This is a genomic window from Sphingobacterium sp. E70 (assembly GCF_019285695.1).
Taxonomy (GTDB): Bacteria; Bacteroidota; Bacteroidia; order Sphingobacteriales; family Sphingobacteriaceae; genus Sphingobacterium; species Sphingobacterium detergens.
Map to the genome: position 1 here is coordinate 4,507,075 of NZ_CP079104.1, position 14,228 is coordinate 4,521,302.

19 protein-coding genes and 3 pseudogenes are annotated in these 14,228 nt (G+C 39.6%); 15 read left to right on the forward strand and 7 right to left on the reverse strand.

Translation table 11 applies throughout. The features are described 5' to 3' along the window. Positions 1–6: 6 nt before the first annotated feature. Both KUH03_RS31970 and KUH03_RS31975 read left to right on the forward strand, forming a co-directional pair. A pseudogene (locus KUH03_RS31970) lies at positions 7–800 on the forward strand (SDR family oxidoreductase). 267 nt (positions 801–1,067) lie between these two features. Further along, a complete protein-coding gene (locus KUH03_RS31975) occupies positions 1,068–1,619 on the forward strand; it encodes a response regulator transcription factor (protein ID WP_257088373.1) in 552 nt (183 codons plus the stop codon). Between the two features lie 164 nt (positions 1,620–1,783). Here the strand turns inward: KUH03_RS31975 and KUH03_RS31980 are convergent, their stop codons facing one another. From KUH03_RS31980 to KUH03_RS31990, 3 genes and pseudogenes are all read right to left on the reverse strand, one after another. After that, on the reverse strand, positions 1,784–1,927 hold the full coding sequence (locus KUH03_RS31980; protein ID WP_257088374.1) for a hypothetical protein: 144 nt from the start codon (positions 1,925–1,927) through the stop codon (positions 1,784–1,786). Between the two features lie 120 nt (positions 1,928–2,047). Further along, positions 2,048–2,464 carry a hypothetical protein gene (locus KUH03_RS31985; protein WP_306429834.1) on the reverse strand — a complete coding sequence of 139 codons (417 nt, stop codon included), beginning with the start codon at positions 2,462–2,464 and terminating at the stop codon, positions 2,048–2,050. A gap of 23 nt (positions 2,465–2,487) precedes the next feature. Further along, positions 2,488–2,712 (reverse strand): annotated as a pseudogene (locus tag KUH03_RS31990) (diacylglycerol kinase family protein); the annotation flags it as partial. A gap of 295 nt (positions 2,713–3,007) precedes the next feature. Between KUH03_RS31990 and KUH03_RS47065 the strand changes: the two are divergent. The 4 genes and pseudogenes from KUH03_RS47065 (at position 3,008) to KUH03_RS32005 (ending at position 4,883) form a co-directional block, all read left to right on the forward strand. Next, on the forward strand, positions 3,008–3,160 hold the full coding sequence (locus KUH03_RS47065; protein WP_306429231.1) for a 5'/3'-nucleotidase SurE: 153 nt from the start codon (positions 3,008–3,010) through the stop codon (positions 3,158–3,160). A 46-nt stretch (positions 3,161–3,206) separates the two neighbouring features. Further along, positions 3,207–3,749, forward strand: a complete 543-nt coding sequence (gene surE, locus KUH03_RS31995; protein WP_306429232.1) for a 5'/3'-nucleotidase SurE — start codon at positions 3,207–3,209, stop codon at positions 3,747–3,749. Between the two features lie 116 nt (positions 3,750–3,865). Continuing rightward, positions 3,866–4,656 (forward strand): annotated as a pseudogene (locus tag KUH03_RS32000) (aldo/keto reductase). Positions 4,657–4,688: 32 nt separating this feature from the next. Further along, positions 4,689–4,883 (forward strand): hypothetical protein, encoded by a 195-nt coding sequence (locus tag KUH03_RS32005; protein WP_373564521.1) that lies wholly within the window; start codon positions 4,689–4,691, stop codon positions 4,881–4,883. A gap of 108 nt (positions 4,884–4,991) precedes the next feature. Here KUH03_RS32005 and KUH03_RS32010 read toward each other — a convergent pair whose 3' ends face one another. Beyond that, entirely contained in the window at positions 4,992–5,291 is a 300-nt protein-coding gene (locus KUH03_RS32010) for a hypothetical protein (RefSeq protein ID WP_257088375.1), read from the reverse strand. 113 nt (positions 5,292–5,404) lie between these two features. Here KUH03_RS32010 and KUH03_RS32015 point away from each other — a divergent pair, with 113 nt between their 5' ends. After that, positions 5,405–5,671, forward strand: coding sequence for a hypothetical protein (locus KUH03_RS32015; RefSeq protein WP_257088376.1), 267 nt, complete (start codon positions 5,405–5,407; stop codon positions 5,669–5,671). Positions 5,672–5,712: 41 nt separating this feature from the next. Here the strand turns inward: KUH03_RS32015 and KUH03_RS32020 are convergent, their stop codons facing one another. The 3 genes from KUH03_RS32020 to KUH03_RS32030 form a co-directional block, all read right to left on the reverse strand. Beyond that, entirely contained in the window at positions 5,713–5,904 is a 192-nt protein-coding gene (locus KUH03_RS32020) for a hypothetical protein (protein ID WP_257088377.1), read from the reverse strand. Between the two features lie 14 nt (positions 5,905–5,918). After that, positions 5,919–6,341, reverse strand: a complete 423-nt coding sequence (locus KUH03_RS32025) for a hypothetical protein (protein ID WP_257088378.1) — start codon at positions 6,339–6,341, stop codon at positions 5,919–5,921. A gap of 809 nt (positions 6,342–7,150) precedes the next feature. After that, complete coding sequence (locus KUH03_RS32030; RefSeq protein ID WP_257088379.1) at positions 7,151–7,312, reverse strand: hypothetical protein; 162 nt, start codon at positions 7,310–7,312, stop codon at positions 7,151–7,153. Between the two features lie 529 nt (positions 7,313–7,841). Between KUH03_RS32030 and KUH03_RS32035 the strand changes: the two genes are divergently transcribed. The 8 genes from KUH03_RS32035 to KUH03_RS32070 all read left to right on the forward strand — a co-directional run bounded on the left by KUH03_RS32035 (position 7,842) and on the right by KUH03_RS32070 (position 14,193). Next, positions 7,842–8,201, forward strand: coding sequence for a hypothetical protein (locus KUH03_RS32035; protein ID WP_257088380.1), 360 nt, complete (start codon positions 7,842–7,844; stop codon positions 8,199–8,201). Between the two features lie 12 nt (positions 8,202–8,213). Then, positions 8,214–8,642, forward strand: coding sequence for a hypothetical protein (locus tag KUH03_RS32040; RefSeq protein WP_257088381.1), 429 nt, complete (start codon positions 8,214–8,216; stop codon positions 8,640–8,642). 267 nt (positions 8,643–8,909) lie between these two features. Continuing rightward, a complete protein-coding gene (locus tag KUH03_RS32045) occupies positions 8,910–9,419 on the forward strand; it encodes an RNA polymerase sigma-70 factor (protein ID WP_257088382.1) in 510 nt (169 codons plus the stop codon). Between the two features lie 163 nt (positions 9,420–9,582). Beyond that, positions 9,583–10,623, forward strand: a complete 1,041-nt coding sequence (locus KUH03_RS32050) for a FecR family protein (protein ID WP_257088383.1) — start codon at positions 9,583–9,585, stop codon at positions 10,621–10,623. Positions 10,624–11,036: 413 nt separating this feature from the next. Continuing rightward, entirely contained in the window at positions 11,037–13,022 is a 1,986-nt protein-coding gene (locus tag KUH03_RS32055) for a SusC/RagA family TonB-linked outer membrane protein (protein ID WP_257088384.1), read from the forward strand. Beyond that, positions 13,019–13,267, forward strand: a complete 249-nt coding sequence (locus tag KUH03_RS32060) for a hypothetical protein (RefSeq protein ID WP_257088385.1) — start codon at positions 13,019–13,021, stop codon at positions 13,265–13,267. Before KUH03_RS32055 ends, KUH03_RS32060 begins: the two co-directional genes overlap by 4 nt. A gap of 72 nt (positions 13,268–13,339) precedes the next feature. Further along, on the forward strand, positions 13,340–13,573 hold the full coding sequence (locus KUH03_RS32065) for a hypothetical protein (protein WP_306429233.1): 234 nt from the start codon (positions 13,340–13,342) through the stop codon (positions 13,571–13,573). After that, positions 13,513–14,193, forward strand: coding sequence for a hypothetical protein (locus tag KUH03_RS32070; protein WP_257088386.1), 681 nt, complete (start codon positions 13,513–13,515; stop codon positions 14,191–14,193). The genes KUH03_RS32065 and KUH03_RS32070 overlap by 61 nt, the downstream gene beginning before the upstream one ends. Positions 14,194–14,228 lie beyond the last annotated feature (35 nt).

Sequence of the window (14,228 nt, forward strand, 5' to 3'; positions counted from 1 at the left end):
ATAAATATGACACCAGTTCCTGACACTTCTCCATTAAGGTATCCTAAAGAAGGAAAATTAAAAAATAAGGTAGCGTTAATTACCGGAGGAGATAGCGGCATCGGGAAAGCCGTAGCTTTGTTATTTGCGAAGGAGGGAGCTGATATTGTTGTAGCCTATCTTAGTGAAACAAAAGATGCAAAACAAACCCAGAAGGAGGTTGAATCCTTCGCTAGAAAATGTACGCTGATTAAAGGTGATTTGGGAAAAGAAAATCACTGTAAAAAAGTAATTGAAATTGCGATAAAAACGCATAAGAAAGTTGATATTATTGTTAATAATGCGGGGCTTCATTGGGAAACAGGATCAATTGAAAAAATTACCACTGAGCAGTTAATCAAGACTTTTCAGAATAATTTCTTTTCCTATTTCTGGATTACGAAATATGCCCTACCCTATCTTAAGAAGGAGCAAGCATCATTAATACATCTTCGGTGACGGCTTATCGAGGCAGTCCAAAGTTGATAGATTATTCTGCAACAAAAGGTGCAATAATTTCTTTTACACGAAGTTTGTCAGCAAATCTTATCGCTAAAGGAATTAGGGTCAATGCTGTTGCTCCAGGTCCGGTATGGACTCCATTGATAGCATCTTCATTTGATCCTAAAAAGAACTCCGAATTTGGAAGCGACTCTCCCATGGAAAGGGCAGGGATGCCAAATGAAATTGCACCAAGCTTTTTATTTCTAGCTAGCGAAGATTCACATTTTATGAGCGGTCAAGTTTTACATCCCAATGGTGGAGAAATCGTAAATGGTTAGTCAACGAATAACTTATATTTTGGATGTTCCAGTCTGTGGCTCGCATAGAATTTTTAAGGGTAGTTAATTCAGGGATTTATATACGACGAGAATGTTTTTTAATGCATTTTTGAATAATGCTGATTGAAAGATGAAGATAATGATCTTGAATACATTCCTTTTATAAGTGAAAATTTATGACACTTATTCTGAAAAAAATGTGGTCCCCAGTAGTAAACAATTTTAAGTACAAAGTCGTTATATATCTATCTTAAAATTTTCGGAGGAATGATGACTGAAATTCTTTTAGTTGACGATCACCATTTAGTTCGTAATGGCATACGTCTGATATTGGATTCTTGTGATGATCTTTCTGTCGTAGAGGAAGTCGGTAGCGGCGAAGAAGCTTTGGACTATCTCCAGAAAAATAAAACACCTGATCTGGTACTCACCGACATCAATATGAAAGAAATTGATGGTATTGCATTAATACATATTGCCAAAAGAAAATTTCCCACAATAAGGACTTCGGTACTATCCATGGTTGAAGACAGTACCGTCGTCGTAGATGCATTCAATGCAGGTGCCGATGGTTATCTAACAAAAGGAACGGATTATAGTGAGTTGTTGTTTGGTGTATCTCAGGTTGCTCAAGGTAAAAAATATTTGTCGAGCGCAATTGCAATGGAAATGGTCGGTAAATATAGTTCTTTAGTGCCTTTGATTTATGATAGATCGGAATTGCTTAGTCGCTATGAGATTAATGAAAGAGAGTTTTCCGTGTTAGAATTGATATCGCAGGGACTCACCAATGCTGAGATTGCAGATCAGATCTTTTAAGCAAGCGGACAATCGAAGGAATTAGGCAGCATTTAATTGATAAAACTCAGACCAAAAATACAGCTGATCTCGTCCGTTTTGCGTTTCAGAATAAACTTTTAGAATAACTCGTGCTTTGAACCAACATAGCAACTGTCGGTAATTAATTTCTGGGGAAATGGCAATTATATTCGGCTGGTGTCCCAGACGACTTTGACAGCTTTGTTCAATACCTCTAATTTTAAGTTGTCCCAATCGGTAAGTTTTACTTCGAATCCCAGGTTTGTGCTTGTCGGTGTCAGATCCGGATGCTCTATAGTTGACGACAAGTTATGTTTTTAGAATTTAAATAATTTAAACTAAAATCCAATTGAAACACTTCTCAATAGTAATACTGTAATTTAATCGAATTATAGGTTGATACGAAAATTAACCTTGGATATCAGGGATCAATTCCCTTCTACAATAATTTCGATCAAGCTATCGAGCAATGAAATCTTTAGTCGTTGCCCGGTATAACTCTTGCACTCGTCATCGATGTGAAATTCTGTTCCCTGCCACTCCATCGCTAAGCGGTTTGCTCTAATAGGCTTAATATTAAATGACACAGTCTTTTTCTTCAATAACCCATCTATATAAGCAACCAGTTCCTGGCGTTGATCAGCGGTGACGACGATGATATCAAATTGTCCATCTCCTGGATCAGCATCTACTGCGAGTACCAGTCTGGGGCCCATGCTCGAGATGTTCATGACTTCAACCATAATGCATTCTTTTTCAATGCTACCCGTAGCGGTTACGAGTTTGAGCACTTTGGCTGGGAATGTCAGTGCTAGTTTTCGAAGCTGCTCGAGCGCGATCCTAATTTCATCTTCTGCACTGGCGGCATTTAGGTTTTTTTATCCATTTTCTCCATCAGTATAGGGAATACCCCGAAACCAATCGATTCGACGAAATGTAGCGGTTTTCGTCCTAGACCTGTTACCATCCCGACATCGAATTTTTTAAGCTGGAACTGACTCCATAGATTCATAGCCTGTTTACAGTCCAAAGGAATACCCAAAGAAATGGCAATGTTGTTTGCTGTCCCTTGGGGCAAGATTGCGATCGGTCTTTTAAATCGTAGCTTTTTTCTAAGAGCCCCATAATAGTCATTTTTATCGTGCCATCACCGCCGGCTAAGGCAATGATATCGGTCTCTGGATCGATCTTTTTGACGGCATCTTTTTAGCGACTACGGTGCAATGGTGTCCCAGTTCTTCAATAAGCTGACAAAGTTCGTCTTTGTCGCCATTGTCTTCATCCCCAGCAGCTGGATTGTGTACTAACCGTACTTTTTGCCATGTTCTTTCATATCAGCTGAACAAAGCCTGCGTGAGATTGGTTTTCATAGAAAAGGTACAATTATTATGAATATACTTATCACCAATGACGACGGTATCTATTCGCCGGGCATAGCAGCTCTAGCAAGGATCGCGAGGCAGTTTGGTACCGTTAGGATTGTTGCGCCAGATGTCGAGCAGTCGTCCATGGGACATGCTATTACTCATTCTCGCCCCTGAGCTATCGTAGTTCCCCATTTCATTTGAGGGAATTGATGCCTTTCGGGTGAATGGGACACCTGCGGACTGCGTGGCGCTGGGCTTGCATATGTTTCCCGATACGCAGGTTGTGCTTTCGGGTATTAACATGGGCCCCAACCTTGGTAATTCCATGTGGCATTCAGGTACCCTTGCTGCGGCAAAGCAGGCCATGCTCCTGGGTATTACCGGTATCGCGCTGAGTACCCCAGTCGGCAAGACGGAGCCAGATTTTGAAGGATTATCCCAATGGACCGGCGATGTACTCAAGATCTTGCTCAATGATAAAGGCCCTGCACTATATAATGTGAATTTTCCTCCAAAACCAGAGGGAGTTGTATGGACAAGGCAATCGGTGCGGCTCTATGATGGCAATGTAGTACCTGGTCAGGATCCTATGGGAAGAAAAAACTATTGGATTACGGTAATACCACTTGAGCCGGCGGAGGAAGGGACAGATCGCTGGGCGGTAGAAAATAAACTGGTATCCATTACGCCGCTACGGCTGGATTTGACTGCACATGATGAACTTTCTACCAGACTAAAAAGCGGGCGGAAATTAGACCGATAGCATCAGGTATATGAAAAGAAGGAAATTTTTTAGCAGAGACAGCCCTCGCGGGTGCAGGTTTCGGACTGAGTGCGGCGACACCTGATATTTTATCAACAACATTAACAGCATATAAAATGGCAACAGCTCAAAATTTAACAGAAAAGAAACGATTCCGTCCCGCTGATAAAGCTGGATTTGGCGGGGTCGCATTGGGTAATGGATTTCAGCAAAATTCAGATCTTGAATGTCTACAAGCAGTAGGGGCAGCATGGAATGCAGGGATACGATTATTTGATACCTCTCCATGGTATGGTCTAGGGATCAGCGAACGTCGAATGGGCCTGTTTTTAAAGACCAACCACGTGACAGTTTTACACTGTCGACTAAAGTAGGGCGACTGATGGAGCCGAAAGAAGACTTTACGATGGAACAAATACTATGGAAGGGGAAACTAAATTTTGGTTATAAGTACGACTACAGTGCTGCCGGTGTCAGGAGAAGTGTGGAAGATAGCCTGCAGCGTTTGGGATTATCGTCCATTGATATTGTTTTTATCCATGATCTTTCACCCGATAATGGCGATATGAAAGATAGTTATGCACACTATTTTGAGGAAGCAGTGAAAGGAGCTATGCCCGAGCTGACTAAAATGAGAGCGGAGGGAATTATCAAAGGCTGGGGACTCGGCGTCAATACCATCGAACCCATATTGCAGACATTGGATGTTGCAGATCCCGATATCTTTCTTTCTGCCTGCCAATATTCATTGATCAAACATGAGGATGATCTGAATAAGGTTTTTCCGAAAGTGGCTGAAAGAGGAGTGTCCATTGTCGTAGGTGCACCATTATGTGCCGGATTTCTGTCCGGTAAAGACCGTTATTTATATGATGGAAAGTTTCCTGCCGGTGTTAAGGAAAACTGAATGCCCTACAGCGCGTAGCTGAAAATTATGCTGTGGATTTGCGAACAGCAGCTTTACAGTTTGCAGCAGCCCCCGCCGAGGTGTCAGGTGTTATTCCCGGCGCACATACCGTTGAGCAGGCCGTACAAAATGCGCAGTCCTTCAAGACAAAAATACCAGCTGATTTTTGGAGGGAATTAAAGCATGAAAAACTTATTGCGGAAAATGCCCCAGTACCGATGGTTTAGTTGGTGAATCTCAGTTGTGGATTTATAAATAGGGAACACTCACCGCTAACCCTGAGGTATTGTGGGTAAACTTTCCTAAAAATAAATATACATGTATGATTTTCTATTTTAATTTTTAACAGCCTTATTTTCTACGAGTGACCGCATTTGTGTCATAGCAACCTTATTGAGTTGCTTAAGTCTTTCATTCTGCGGTAACCCCTGTTGAATTAATAGCGCGTTTATACTCTCCATGTTGCTTAATACCACCAATTGTTCTATAACAGCATAGTCTCGAATATTACCTTTCTTATCTGGATTTGAATCTCTCCATTCTTTCGCTGTCATACCAAATAATGCAACATTAAGCAGATCGGCTTCACTAGTATAAACGGAACTCGCTTTCCATTTGACAAAGACAGTGGGCATTATATCGCGAGTTTGGCCTTAGCTATCACGGCATATTTTGGAGATCATAGACTTGAAGAAGAAGTGAAATCTGCAATTCTCTTATTTATTCGCAACAAAAACTTAGGAGAAATTTGAAAACAGCGGGAGACTTTTTTCTTTATAAAAAGATTAATGATATCCTTTGGTTTGATTGGGATCCCATTGGTGTTAATGATCTTGCGCCAAGCGATGAGTATCAACTTTATGTCCCAGAAATTTTTACTTTGGTAAGATCAAAAGCAGATCGATTGGAAATAGCCAAAAGACTTCACAAACTTCAAAATGAGCTTATGGGTATACCTACCAACATTAACAATTGTCTGATTATATCCGATAAAATTTTAAATATAGAAAAGTAAAACATTATAGTAGGATACCCTATTGATTGATCAAAGAAGTGTTATTTTTTCAAGCCGAGAAATTTCCAGAGATTGAATTTGGATTTTTTCTCAATTTCCTTAATATGGTTTACGAATATTGTTTCTAAACCTAAGTTGGACTTAATTTCAACTTTTTCTCTATCTGTGACAACGGTTCCATCATGACCACCGATATTCGAATGGATCTTTTCAAATTTTCCCAACGAGACCATCTTTTCTATTATTCTTAACCCGTCAGCATATTCTTCAAAGAGGGAATTGGTAGCGGGTGATAGTCTGGTGAAGATCGGATAAACTTCACAAAAAAATACGGATCTAAATCCCCAAACTCAAGCCCGAAAACAAGGGGAACTTCAATATACTGCCCGGTTATTATATTTTGAAAACCACAATGAAAACCATGGACAAAATATTTCCATTCTGCAACTTTTCCGATCTGTCGTTCCTCCCTCTTTAACTCATTAAAAGTATTCAGTGGAAAATCCTTGTTTAAATTTAAATCAAGTTTGTCAACCAGCATAAATACTAATTTTTGGCCTAGTTGTCTGCAATCTTTAGCACATTGCTCAAAAAAGTTTTGATGATCTTCAATTTCTTTATCCGTAATGAGTTTTACAATGTTTAGTTCAGGGTCGATCTTATGGATCAAGACTTGAAAACCAGAAAGAGTATCATCAAGATATTGGCCAATTTGTTCGCGCTGCTTGTTAATATTTCCTTTAAAAACAAGTTTTAGGGCTCTTTCCTTGAAATGGATTTGATTTCACCTACTGATGGGAGTTGATCAATTGACTTAATAATAATTATATCTGTTGTTCTGTCCACAAAGCTAATTTAAAGAAAGTTTTATGCAACTAGTGGTCATGCGGCGAAAACAGCCTTATTTTAATTTGATTATAATTGATAATTTATTGAAATTATATGATCTCCCATATTCAAAATCTATCCGATTGTTAATATATACATTCGTCTGTTATTCAGTAATTGCGTTGAAAGTATTGTAGCCTCCTTGGGAATTTAGCTGAGTTTCGCTTCTCTTGTTAGTTTACTTTTGTCTATGCCTAAATCATTACTTAACCAATCAGTCAATATTTCTTCAATTTCGCTTTTATTAAAAGTCTTTGGGTTGCGTCTAGATTTGAAATAACTTTCACTTGTCATTTTTTTGCTAATTGTCCAACTGTTTGCAGGTTAAGTATGTTGCTGAATTTTTTTGCAAACCAAAGTCCAGCATTTGAAAAAGCAAGTCCTGCAAGTCCGATCTGCCAATTAAAGAATAGAGCGGCGCACGATGTAACTAGTAAAATCGCAAGTGTCACGGATGCCCAGTAGGACGGTCGTAGGATATGAAGTTTAAAACCCAAATGCACTTCCAATTTTTTACCAGAGAACGTCCCATTTAATAATCCGATAACCTATTCAAGCTGTATTGGCGATCACCCGATGTTGCTATTGGTCTTAAGCTTCCCAAGTACCTTGATATTTAACCACCTTCCATTTGCCTTTTATTTTTTCAAGAATAAAATACCAGCCTTCGCCACACCATCCACCACATAGATAATCCAGTGATACAAATGCTTTTTGGCGGTCATGCGTCAGGATCGGTAAGTGGAAAACCAACTTTGTAAAAAGCGTTCTTCAGCAATCAATTTATTGCTGTCTTTGACTCTGAATTTTTGGGCTATTGCCGGAGGTATATAGACTGTATCCCTGTCTCTTGTCTGATTTAGGAAATTCATGGAATCCTGTCGGCTACTACTGAGATGGTTAAATAATTCCCTGATTCCAATTTCATCTCCTGGGGATGATTCCCCTTATAAGACGTGCTTATGGAATCTTTGGTAAATCTGTCTTCGATATAAGTTTTAGGGTTCTCAGACTTGATCGTTCCGTTGATATAAGCGTTATAAGTAAGTATCGCTTCCAGTATTTCCTCATAGTCTTTTCAAGGGCAGAATAATCAAAGATTTTTTCAGGCATTCTTGCTTTAGGTGCTTTTTTAGCGGTGCTTTGACAAGCTATAACAAGAAATAAAAAGGGTATTAAGAAGTATACTTTCATAAAATAGCGCGAATGATTTAATAGATGATGTCAAAATGTTTTCTTTTCCATAATGCAATTTACTAAATTCATGTATTATGATATTTTTATGGCAAAGTATTTAGCGGCCGATCAAATCAGAGCCAGATTGAGACTTGGGAAATCTGTGGAGCAATGGTTGGGTGTTGTTCAGGAAACAGATTACACCATACTCAGATGGTTGAGCATTGATAAGGAAAGCGACGAAAGCTATTCTGTGGCTTATTTCGAATCATTTGATGAAGGAAATGAAGAATTCTTGGACATCTATGCGTTTTCGTTGGTTGATCCCGATGAGCCTTTTGGCGCAATAGATACTTTCTCTTCAATTACTGAAGCGTTGGAATTTGCAGAAGTGACCTACAAAGCGTCTCCTCTTAAATATACTGCTGCAGGAATGATTCAGGAAGAGTACAAGTCCAAAAAATAAAATACCAGGTAAATGGCTAGCGAAAGAATAAAGAGAAAGATTAGGTTACCCCAATCTGAGTTATTTAAAGATATTGTAGCTGTAGATTTGGATGGTATTTATCTTGATCTGCATAATGACTATGACTGCTTTAGACTCGCGTACAAGGTAGCATTTAACGAATTTCGTCTTACGTTTAAACGTATCAATCTAGCAACTGACGCTAACTATGATTTAGTTGATTTAGTGTTTATTGATGCAGTCATGGAGACTTGCTTATTTGTTTTTAACGAAGATGTTTCCAATGAATTTAAGACTATTGACCTGTTGTATCGAGGTCGGTTTGAAAATGGTAACGAGTTAGCTGAGTTTGACCGTTCTGGGCGATCGTTGTATTATATAAGTTTTTATAGCGGGATTGAATTAAAGGTATTTGCAACAGCATTAATCGTTGAGTTGTAGAGTGGTTCAGGAAGTAAACCAACAACAGATAAATCAATTAGTAACGTAAATTAGAAAAGTCCAACCCTAGCTGTAGGAAAAATGGGATACTTACCTTTTGACGACATCAATATAGAGCGACTTCAAGAGTGCAGATTTAGTAATTAAAAATAGCTGGTCAATTGGTTTAATTGGCTGACAATTAATTGTTATTTTGTTGTGAAAGAAATTATTTTCCTAAATTGTCCCAGCAATTGTTAGCCTGATTATAGCGGCTTCTGATAACTTATGGAAACATTCGAAACTTTGTTCAAAGATAATTTTGTGAAATTATGTGAGTTTGCCTACCAATGGACAAGGTCGGATGAAATGTCAAAGGATGTTGTACAGGATGCTTTTTTGGTACTGATCGAGAAACCTGATCTTCTGGAAAAAGCATTACCTGTGATCAAGAGCTTTCTGTACACAACCGTGAAAAATAAAAGTATTGATGCCTATCGCCATTCCAAAGTACGGGAAATAAATGCCACACAGGAGCAAGCAACCGAAGCCGATGAAAGCAATTATCTCGAAACGCTCATCCGCGCGGAGATCGTAGGTGAACTGCACAAGGAATTAGATAAATTACCTGAGGCCTGTAAGAACATTTGTGAACTCATTTATATTCAGGAAAAAAAATATGAAGAAGTTGCGAAGGAACTGAATATAAGTATTAACACCGTCAAGACACAGCGGCAGAGAGCCATAAAAGCTTTGCGGGACAAGTTTTTGAGTTTACTCTTTTCCATTCTTATATAAATATATTCTTAATTTACAGGGTTTTAATTATTTTTTTAAAACCTTGTCACCCTTTTTAATTTTCGGACGACTAAGAAGAAATTATGATCAATACAGAAGAGATACTTTTGGGCGAATTAATCGCTGCCCTAATTCGGGGCAAGAGTTAACCTTAGAGGAGGATATGCAGCTAAAAGCGCTATTGCATAAATATCCGGAGGCTAAGATCTTGTTTCATAAGTTATTGGATGAAGGAAAGATTCAATCCAATATAAATTGGGCAGAATTTAATCCTGATGACCAATGGACCGCATTTCAGCACTTCCGTCAATCTGGTATACAACGCAAAAAGACTCTGATGTTTAGGCCATGGTTGATTGGGGTTGCCGCATCACTTCTGTTTTTGGTTGGCTTATATACCTTTTGGGCATTATATTTCAATGGAAATCAACCAGCATATATTGTTAAAGATAAATACTATGGACAATTGAACGATGTATTGCCAGGAAGCAATGCTGCTATTTTGCAATTAGGTGACGGACGGCAGGTACTGCTGGATTCTCTACACCTTACGGCGGACCTTAAAGGGGTAAACGTCGCAAATAATCAATTGATCTATGGTTCTTCCATGCAATCTGAGGGGACAACTCAACACAAACTAGTGATTCCATCACGTGCGATGTATCAGGTACAACTCTCGGACGGAACCCATGTGTGGCTGAACTCCGAATCGGAGCTAGAATATAGTCCCAATTTTGACAAAAAAGAGCGCCGGGTACATTTGAAAGGCGAGGCATATTTTGATATCGCGCACGATGCTGCGAGACCTTTTATTGTTGAAAGTGCCGGACTAAGACTGCAGGCTTTGGGGACAGAATTTAATGTCAACAGTTATCAAAACGACACCAGAGTAGCACTTACCGAAGGAAAGCTCAAAATTTCCTCTTCTGATCAAGATGTGGTCATCCTGGCAGGTAAAGAGGTTCGATTGGAAAATAAACGTCTGTCGGTTTATGAGATACGGGATATGGAAGAAATCAAGGCTTGGAAAAATGGGTATTTCTATTTAGGTAACAAGGATCTGAAACAGACTCTGGATGAAATAGAGCGTTGGTATGGTGTCACTGTTATTGTTGAAAAAGGGGTGAATGCGCAGCGTCAGTATGACGGCGGGATGAAAAAGATGTATCGTTGGCCAGTTTATGTGAGGCGCTTTCATATCTAACGGGCTACAAGTATGTAATAGAACAAAGCAAACTCATTGTAAAACCAAAATAAAGAGGAAAGGAGAAACTACTATGAATTAAAATAAACCTAACATTATGAGAAAAATAGCAGAGGTACTGGCATACCTCTGCAGTAGATAAATTAACGTTTTACTAACCATTAATTCAGTCCCAATTTATGAATAATTTTTTTATTCAAAGGGTTTGTTGTGCCCTTTATGGCCAAAAAATGCTTTGAAGATCCTACTTATTATGAAAATAGCATGTTTTCTGATCATCCTATCTTTTTTGGAGCATCTGCATCAACCTTGGCACAAAATAAAATTAGCCTTCATGCGCGTAATACGGAAATAGAGACCGTGTTAAAAAAATTACCGAGCAGACGGGAACACAGTTTGTCTATGAGAAACGAATGTTCTCAAATCGAAAAGTTTCATTTTCGGCTCAGGAGGAAAGTTTGAAGAACGTGCTCGATAGACTCTTTGAGACGAGTGAGTTCGAATATAAAATATTCCAGAATACCACTGTAATTAAGAGAAAAGCCAATATTCCAGTTGCCATGGGCAGACAAGATCACGTTTTTCGGGGAAAGGTGGTCAGTAGTGAAGGTGACCCATTACCGGGCGTAACCGTTAGTGAATTAGGTACAAGCAATCAGACACAAACCAATGAAGCAGGTTTATTTATTTTGAAAGTCTCTTCGCTAAATTCCAAAATAAGATTCTCTACCGTCGGATTCAAGTCTGCTGATGTTCTTTACACGGCGACCGAACAGGTCGTTACATTGGAAACTGACGCCGCAGAGATGGACGAGGTCGTCGTCGTTGGTTTTGGTAAACAGAAAAAGGCAAGTGTCGTAGGAGCGATATCATCTATATCACCCAAAGCGCTAAAAGTGCCGACGAGCACATTGAGCAATGCTTTTGCTGGAAGAATTGCTGGTGTTATCGCTGTACAGCGTGGTGGTGAGCCCGGTGCCGACGGTTCGAACTTTTGGATACGTGGAATTTCTACTTTTACGGGCGGGACAAGTCCATTAATATTTATCGATGGGATCGAGTCGAGCATAGGAGATATGAATAATCTCGCACCGGAGGTAATCGATAATTTTTCGGTTTTAAAAGATGCTTCTGCTACAGCACTTTATGGTGCCCGTGGTGCCAATGGTGTAATGCTGATCACAACAAAGCGGGGCGGAGATATGGATAAGGCTCGGATTAACGTTCGCTTGGACAATACATTTTCCACACCGACTAAATTGGTGAAAATGGCAGGTGCCGTAGATTATATGACTGCCTATAATTACGCAATTCTAAATAGGCTACCAAATGCTTCACCACGTTTTTCAGAGGAAAAAATTCAAGGGACGAGGGATCGTTTAGATCCGATCGCATATCCAGATGTTGATTGGCAGGATTATCTTTTCAAAGATTTTGCAACAAACCAATATGGCAATATCAATGTGACCGGAGGTGGTAAGAAGGCGGACTATTTTATCAGTGGAACCTTTAATAACGATAACGGTATGCTTCGTAAAGATCCACTGAACAAGTTCAATAATAATATTCGTCAACGAGAGTATAATGTTATTGCAAACGTGGGAGTCAACCTTTCCAATTTTACGAAGGCCGTGGTACGGATCAATTCCCAACTGGCAGATTATTCGGGTTCATCTTCCAGCACGGGAACCATTTATAATTCAATTTTTTATGCGCCACCGGCCTTGTTTGCCCCTGTATTGCCGAGTGCCATTCAACAGGATCATATCCTTTTTGGCAATATGGCCGGCGGACCGATTCCGCAAGCTTCCGGAGACGGGATCTATGAAAATCCCTATGCTCGCATGGTAAGTGGCTATACTAACCGCTTTAGCGTGACCAATACTGCAAGTTTTGAGTTAAACCAAAACATGAAATTCCTTCTCGATGGGTTAAGCCTAAAAGGTTTGATATCTTATAAAAACTATTCAACAAATTCGATTTCTAGATCCTTTACTCCATTTTACTATGGTGTGAATTCGTTTCGCGTCAATGATAATAAGCAGTACGAATATGATTACAAATCAATAACTCGTGGAACGACAGCTTTGGCTACTACTTCAAGTTCCAGCGGAGACCGATTGATGACGATCAACCTAGTGGCCGACTGGTTAAAATCTTTTGGTGATCACGACGTTTCCGCTATGCTAGCTTATTTGTCCCGGGATTACACCACCAATGCTGGAGGTACTGCCATATTCCCTTTATTACCTTTTCGTAACCAAGGCCTGGCCGGGAGAGTGACCTATGCTTATAAATCACGCTATTTCTTCGAAGGAAATTTTGGATACAATGGTTCTGATAACTTCGAAAGTAAACATCGGTTTGGCTTTTTCCATCCCTTGCTGCTGGGTACATGATTTCAAACGAGGATTTTTGGAAGCCTATAGCCACGGTTGTCAATAGCTTGAAGCTCAGGGGATCTTGGGGTATTGTCGGAAATGACCAGATTTCTGGAGCGCGCTTCCCTATCTGGATGAAGTTAATCTGGCTACTGGGAGTTACACTTTTGGTAACGAATGGCAGACCTCCGCTACAGGGGCCAATATCACACGCTTTGGAGCGACAGGAGCTACTTGGGAGGAAGGACGGAAATATAATCTAGGTATAGATCTTGGCCTTTTAAAAACTAAATTTAACCGTAGACTATTTCTCCGAAACCCGGGAGAAGATTTTTATGCAACGTCGGGTAATTGCGGCAGAATCCGGTATAGTAGGAACCAATCCCTATGCCAATATTGGTAAAGTGAAAAATAGTGGATTCGATGGGGAATTAAGTTATCAACAGCAGTTTAGCCCCACTTCTATCTTAATTTTAGAGGAACTTTCACCTATACCAAAAATAAGCTATTGGACAGAGATGAACCACAACTTCCTTACGCATACCTCTCTGAACTTGGAAAACCGCTGAATCGTGCTTTCGGATTGATGGCCGACGGTCTATACCAATCCGAAGCGGATGTAGCAAATAGCCCACAATCAACTTTTAATAATGATCTCAAACCAGGAGATATTAAATATCGTGACCTAAACGGTGATAATAAAATTGATGACAACGACAGAATGCAGTTCGGCAACCCTTCTGTACCGCAGATTGTCTACGGTTTTGGGGTATCGTCTCAATATAAGAAGTTTGATTTTTCGTTCTTCTTTCAGGGAGTTGCTAAGACAAGTTTAGTTATCTCTGGCATTCATCCTTTTAACTCTGATCAATCGAGTCTATTGGATTTTATAGCACAGGATTACTGGACGCCAGAAAATACAGCTGCAGCATATCCCCGTCTTATCAGTAGTGTCAATGAACACAATAACTTTAGAACTTCTACCTTTTGGATGCGTGATGGGTCATTTATCCGTCTAAAAAATGTGGAATTGGGCTTTACCTACAAATTTGCAAGGATTTATCTGTCAGGACAGAACCTCCTGACCTTTTCAAAATTCAAATTATGGGATCCCGAACTTGGAGGCGGAAGCGGCTTGAGTTATCCCAATTTACGTGTAGGATCCGTTGGTCTACAATTTCAATTTTAAATTCGATAACGACTAGATGATGAAAAAGATTATAT

Bases quoted from the DNA above. Each gene is read 5' to 3' on its own strand.
- KUH03_RS32010 (WP_257088375.1), bottom strand. From the start codon at position 5,291: ATGCCCACTGTCTTTGTCAAATGGAAAGCGAGTTCCGTTTATACTAGT.
- KUH03_RS32045 (WP_257088382.1), top strand. From the start codon at position 8,910: ATGGAAACATTCGAAACTTTGTTCAAAGATAATTTTGTGAAATTATGT.
- KUH03_RS47065 (WP_306429231.1), top strand. From the start codon at position 3,008: ATGAATATACTTATCACCAATGACGACGGTATCTATTCGCCGGGCATA.
- KUH03_RS32050 (WP_257088383.1), top strand. From the start codon at position 9,583: ATGCAGCTAAAAGCGCTATTGCATAAATATCCGGAGGCTAAGATCTTG.
- KUH03_RS32055 (WP_257088384.1), top strand. From the start codon at position 11,037: ATGTTCTCAAATCGAAAAGTTTCATTTTCGGCTCAGGAGGAAAGTTTG.
- KUH03_RS32035 (WP_257088380.1), top strand. From the start codon at position 7,842: ATGGCAAAGTATTTAGCGGCCGATCAAATCAGAGCCAGATTGAGACTT.
- KUH03_RS32065 (WP_306429233.1), top strand. From the start codon at position 13,340: ATGCAACGTCGGGTAATTGCGGCAGAATCCGGTATAGTAGGAACCAAT.
- KUH03_RS32020 (WP_257088377.1), bottom strand. From the start codon at position 5,904: ATGGTCTCGTTGGGAAAATTTGAAAAGATCCATTCGAATATCGGTGGT.
- KUH03_RS32040 (WP_257088381.1), top strand. From the start codon at position 8,214: ATGGCTAGCGAAAGAATAAAGAGAAAGATTAGGTTACCCCAATCTGAG.
- KUH03_RS32060 (WP_257088385.1), top strand. From the start codon at position 13,019: ATGATTTCAAACGAGGATTTTTGGAAGCCTATAGCCACGGTTGTCAAT.
- KUH03_RS31975 (WP_257088373.1), top strand. From the start codon at position 1,068: ATGATGACTGAAATTCTTTTAGTTGACGATCACCATTTAGTTCGTAAT.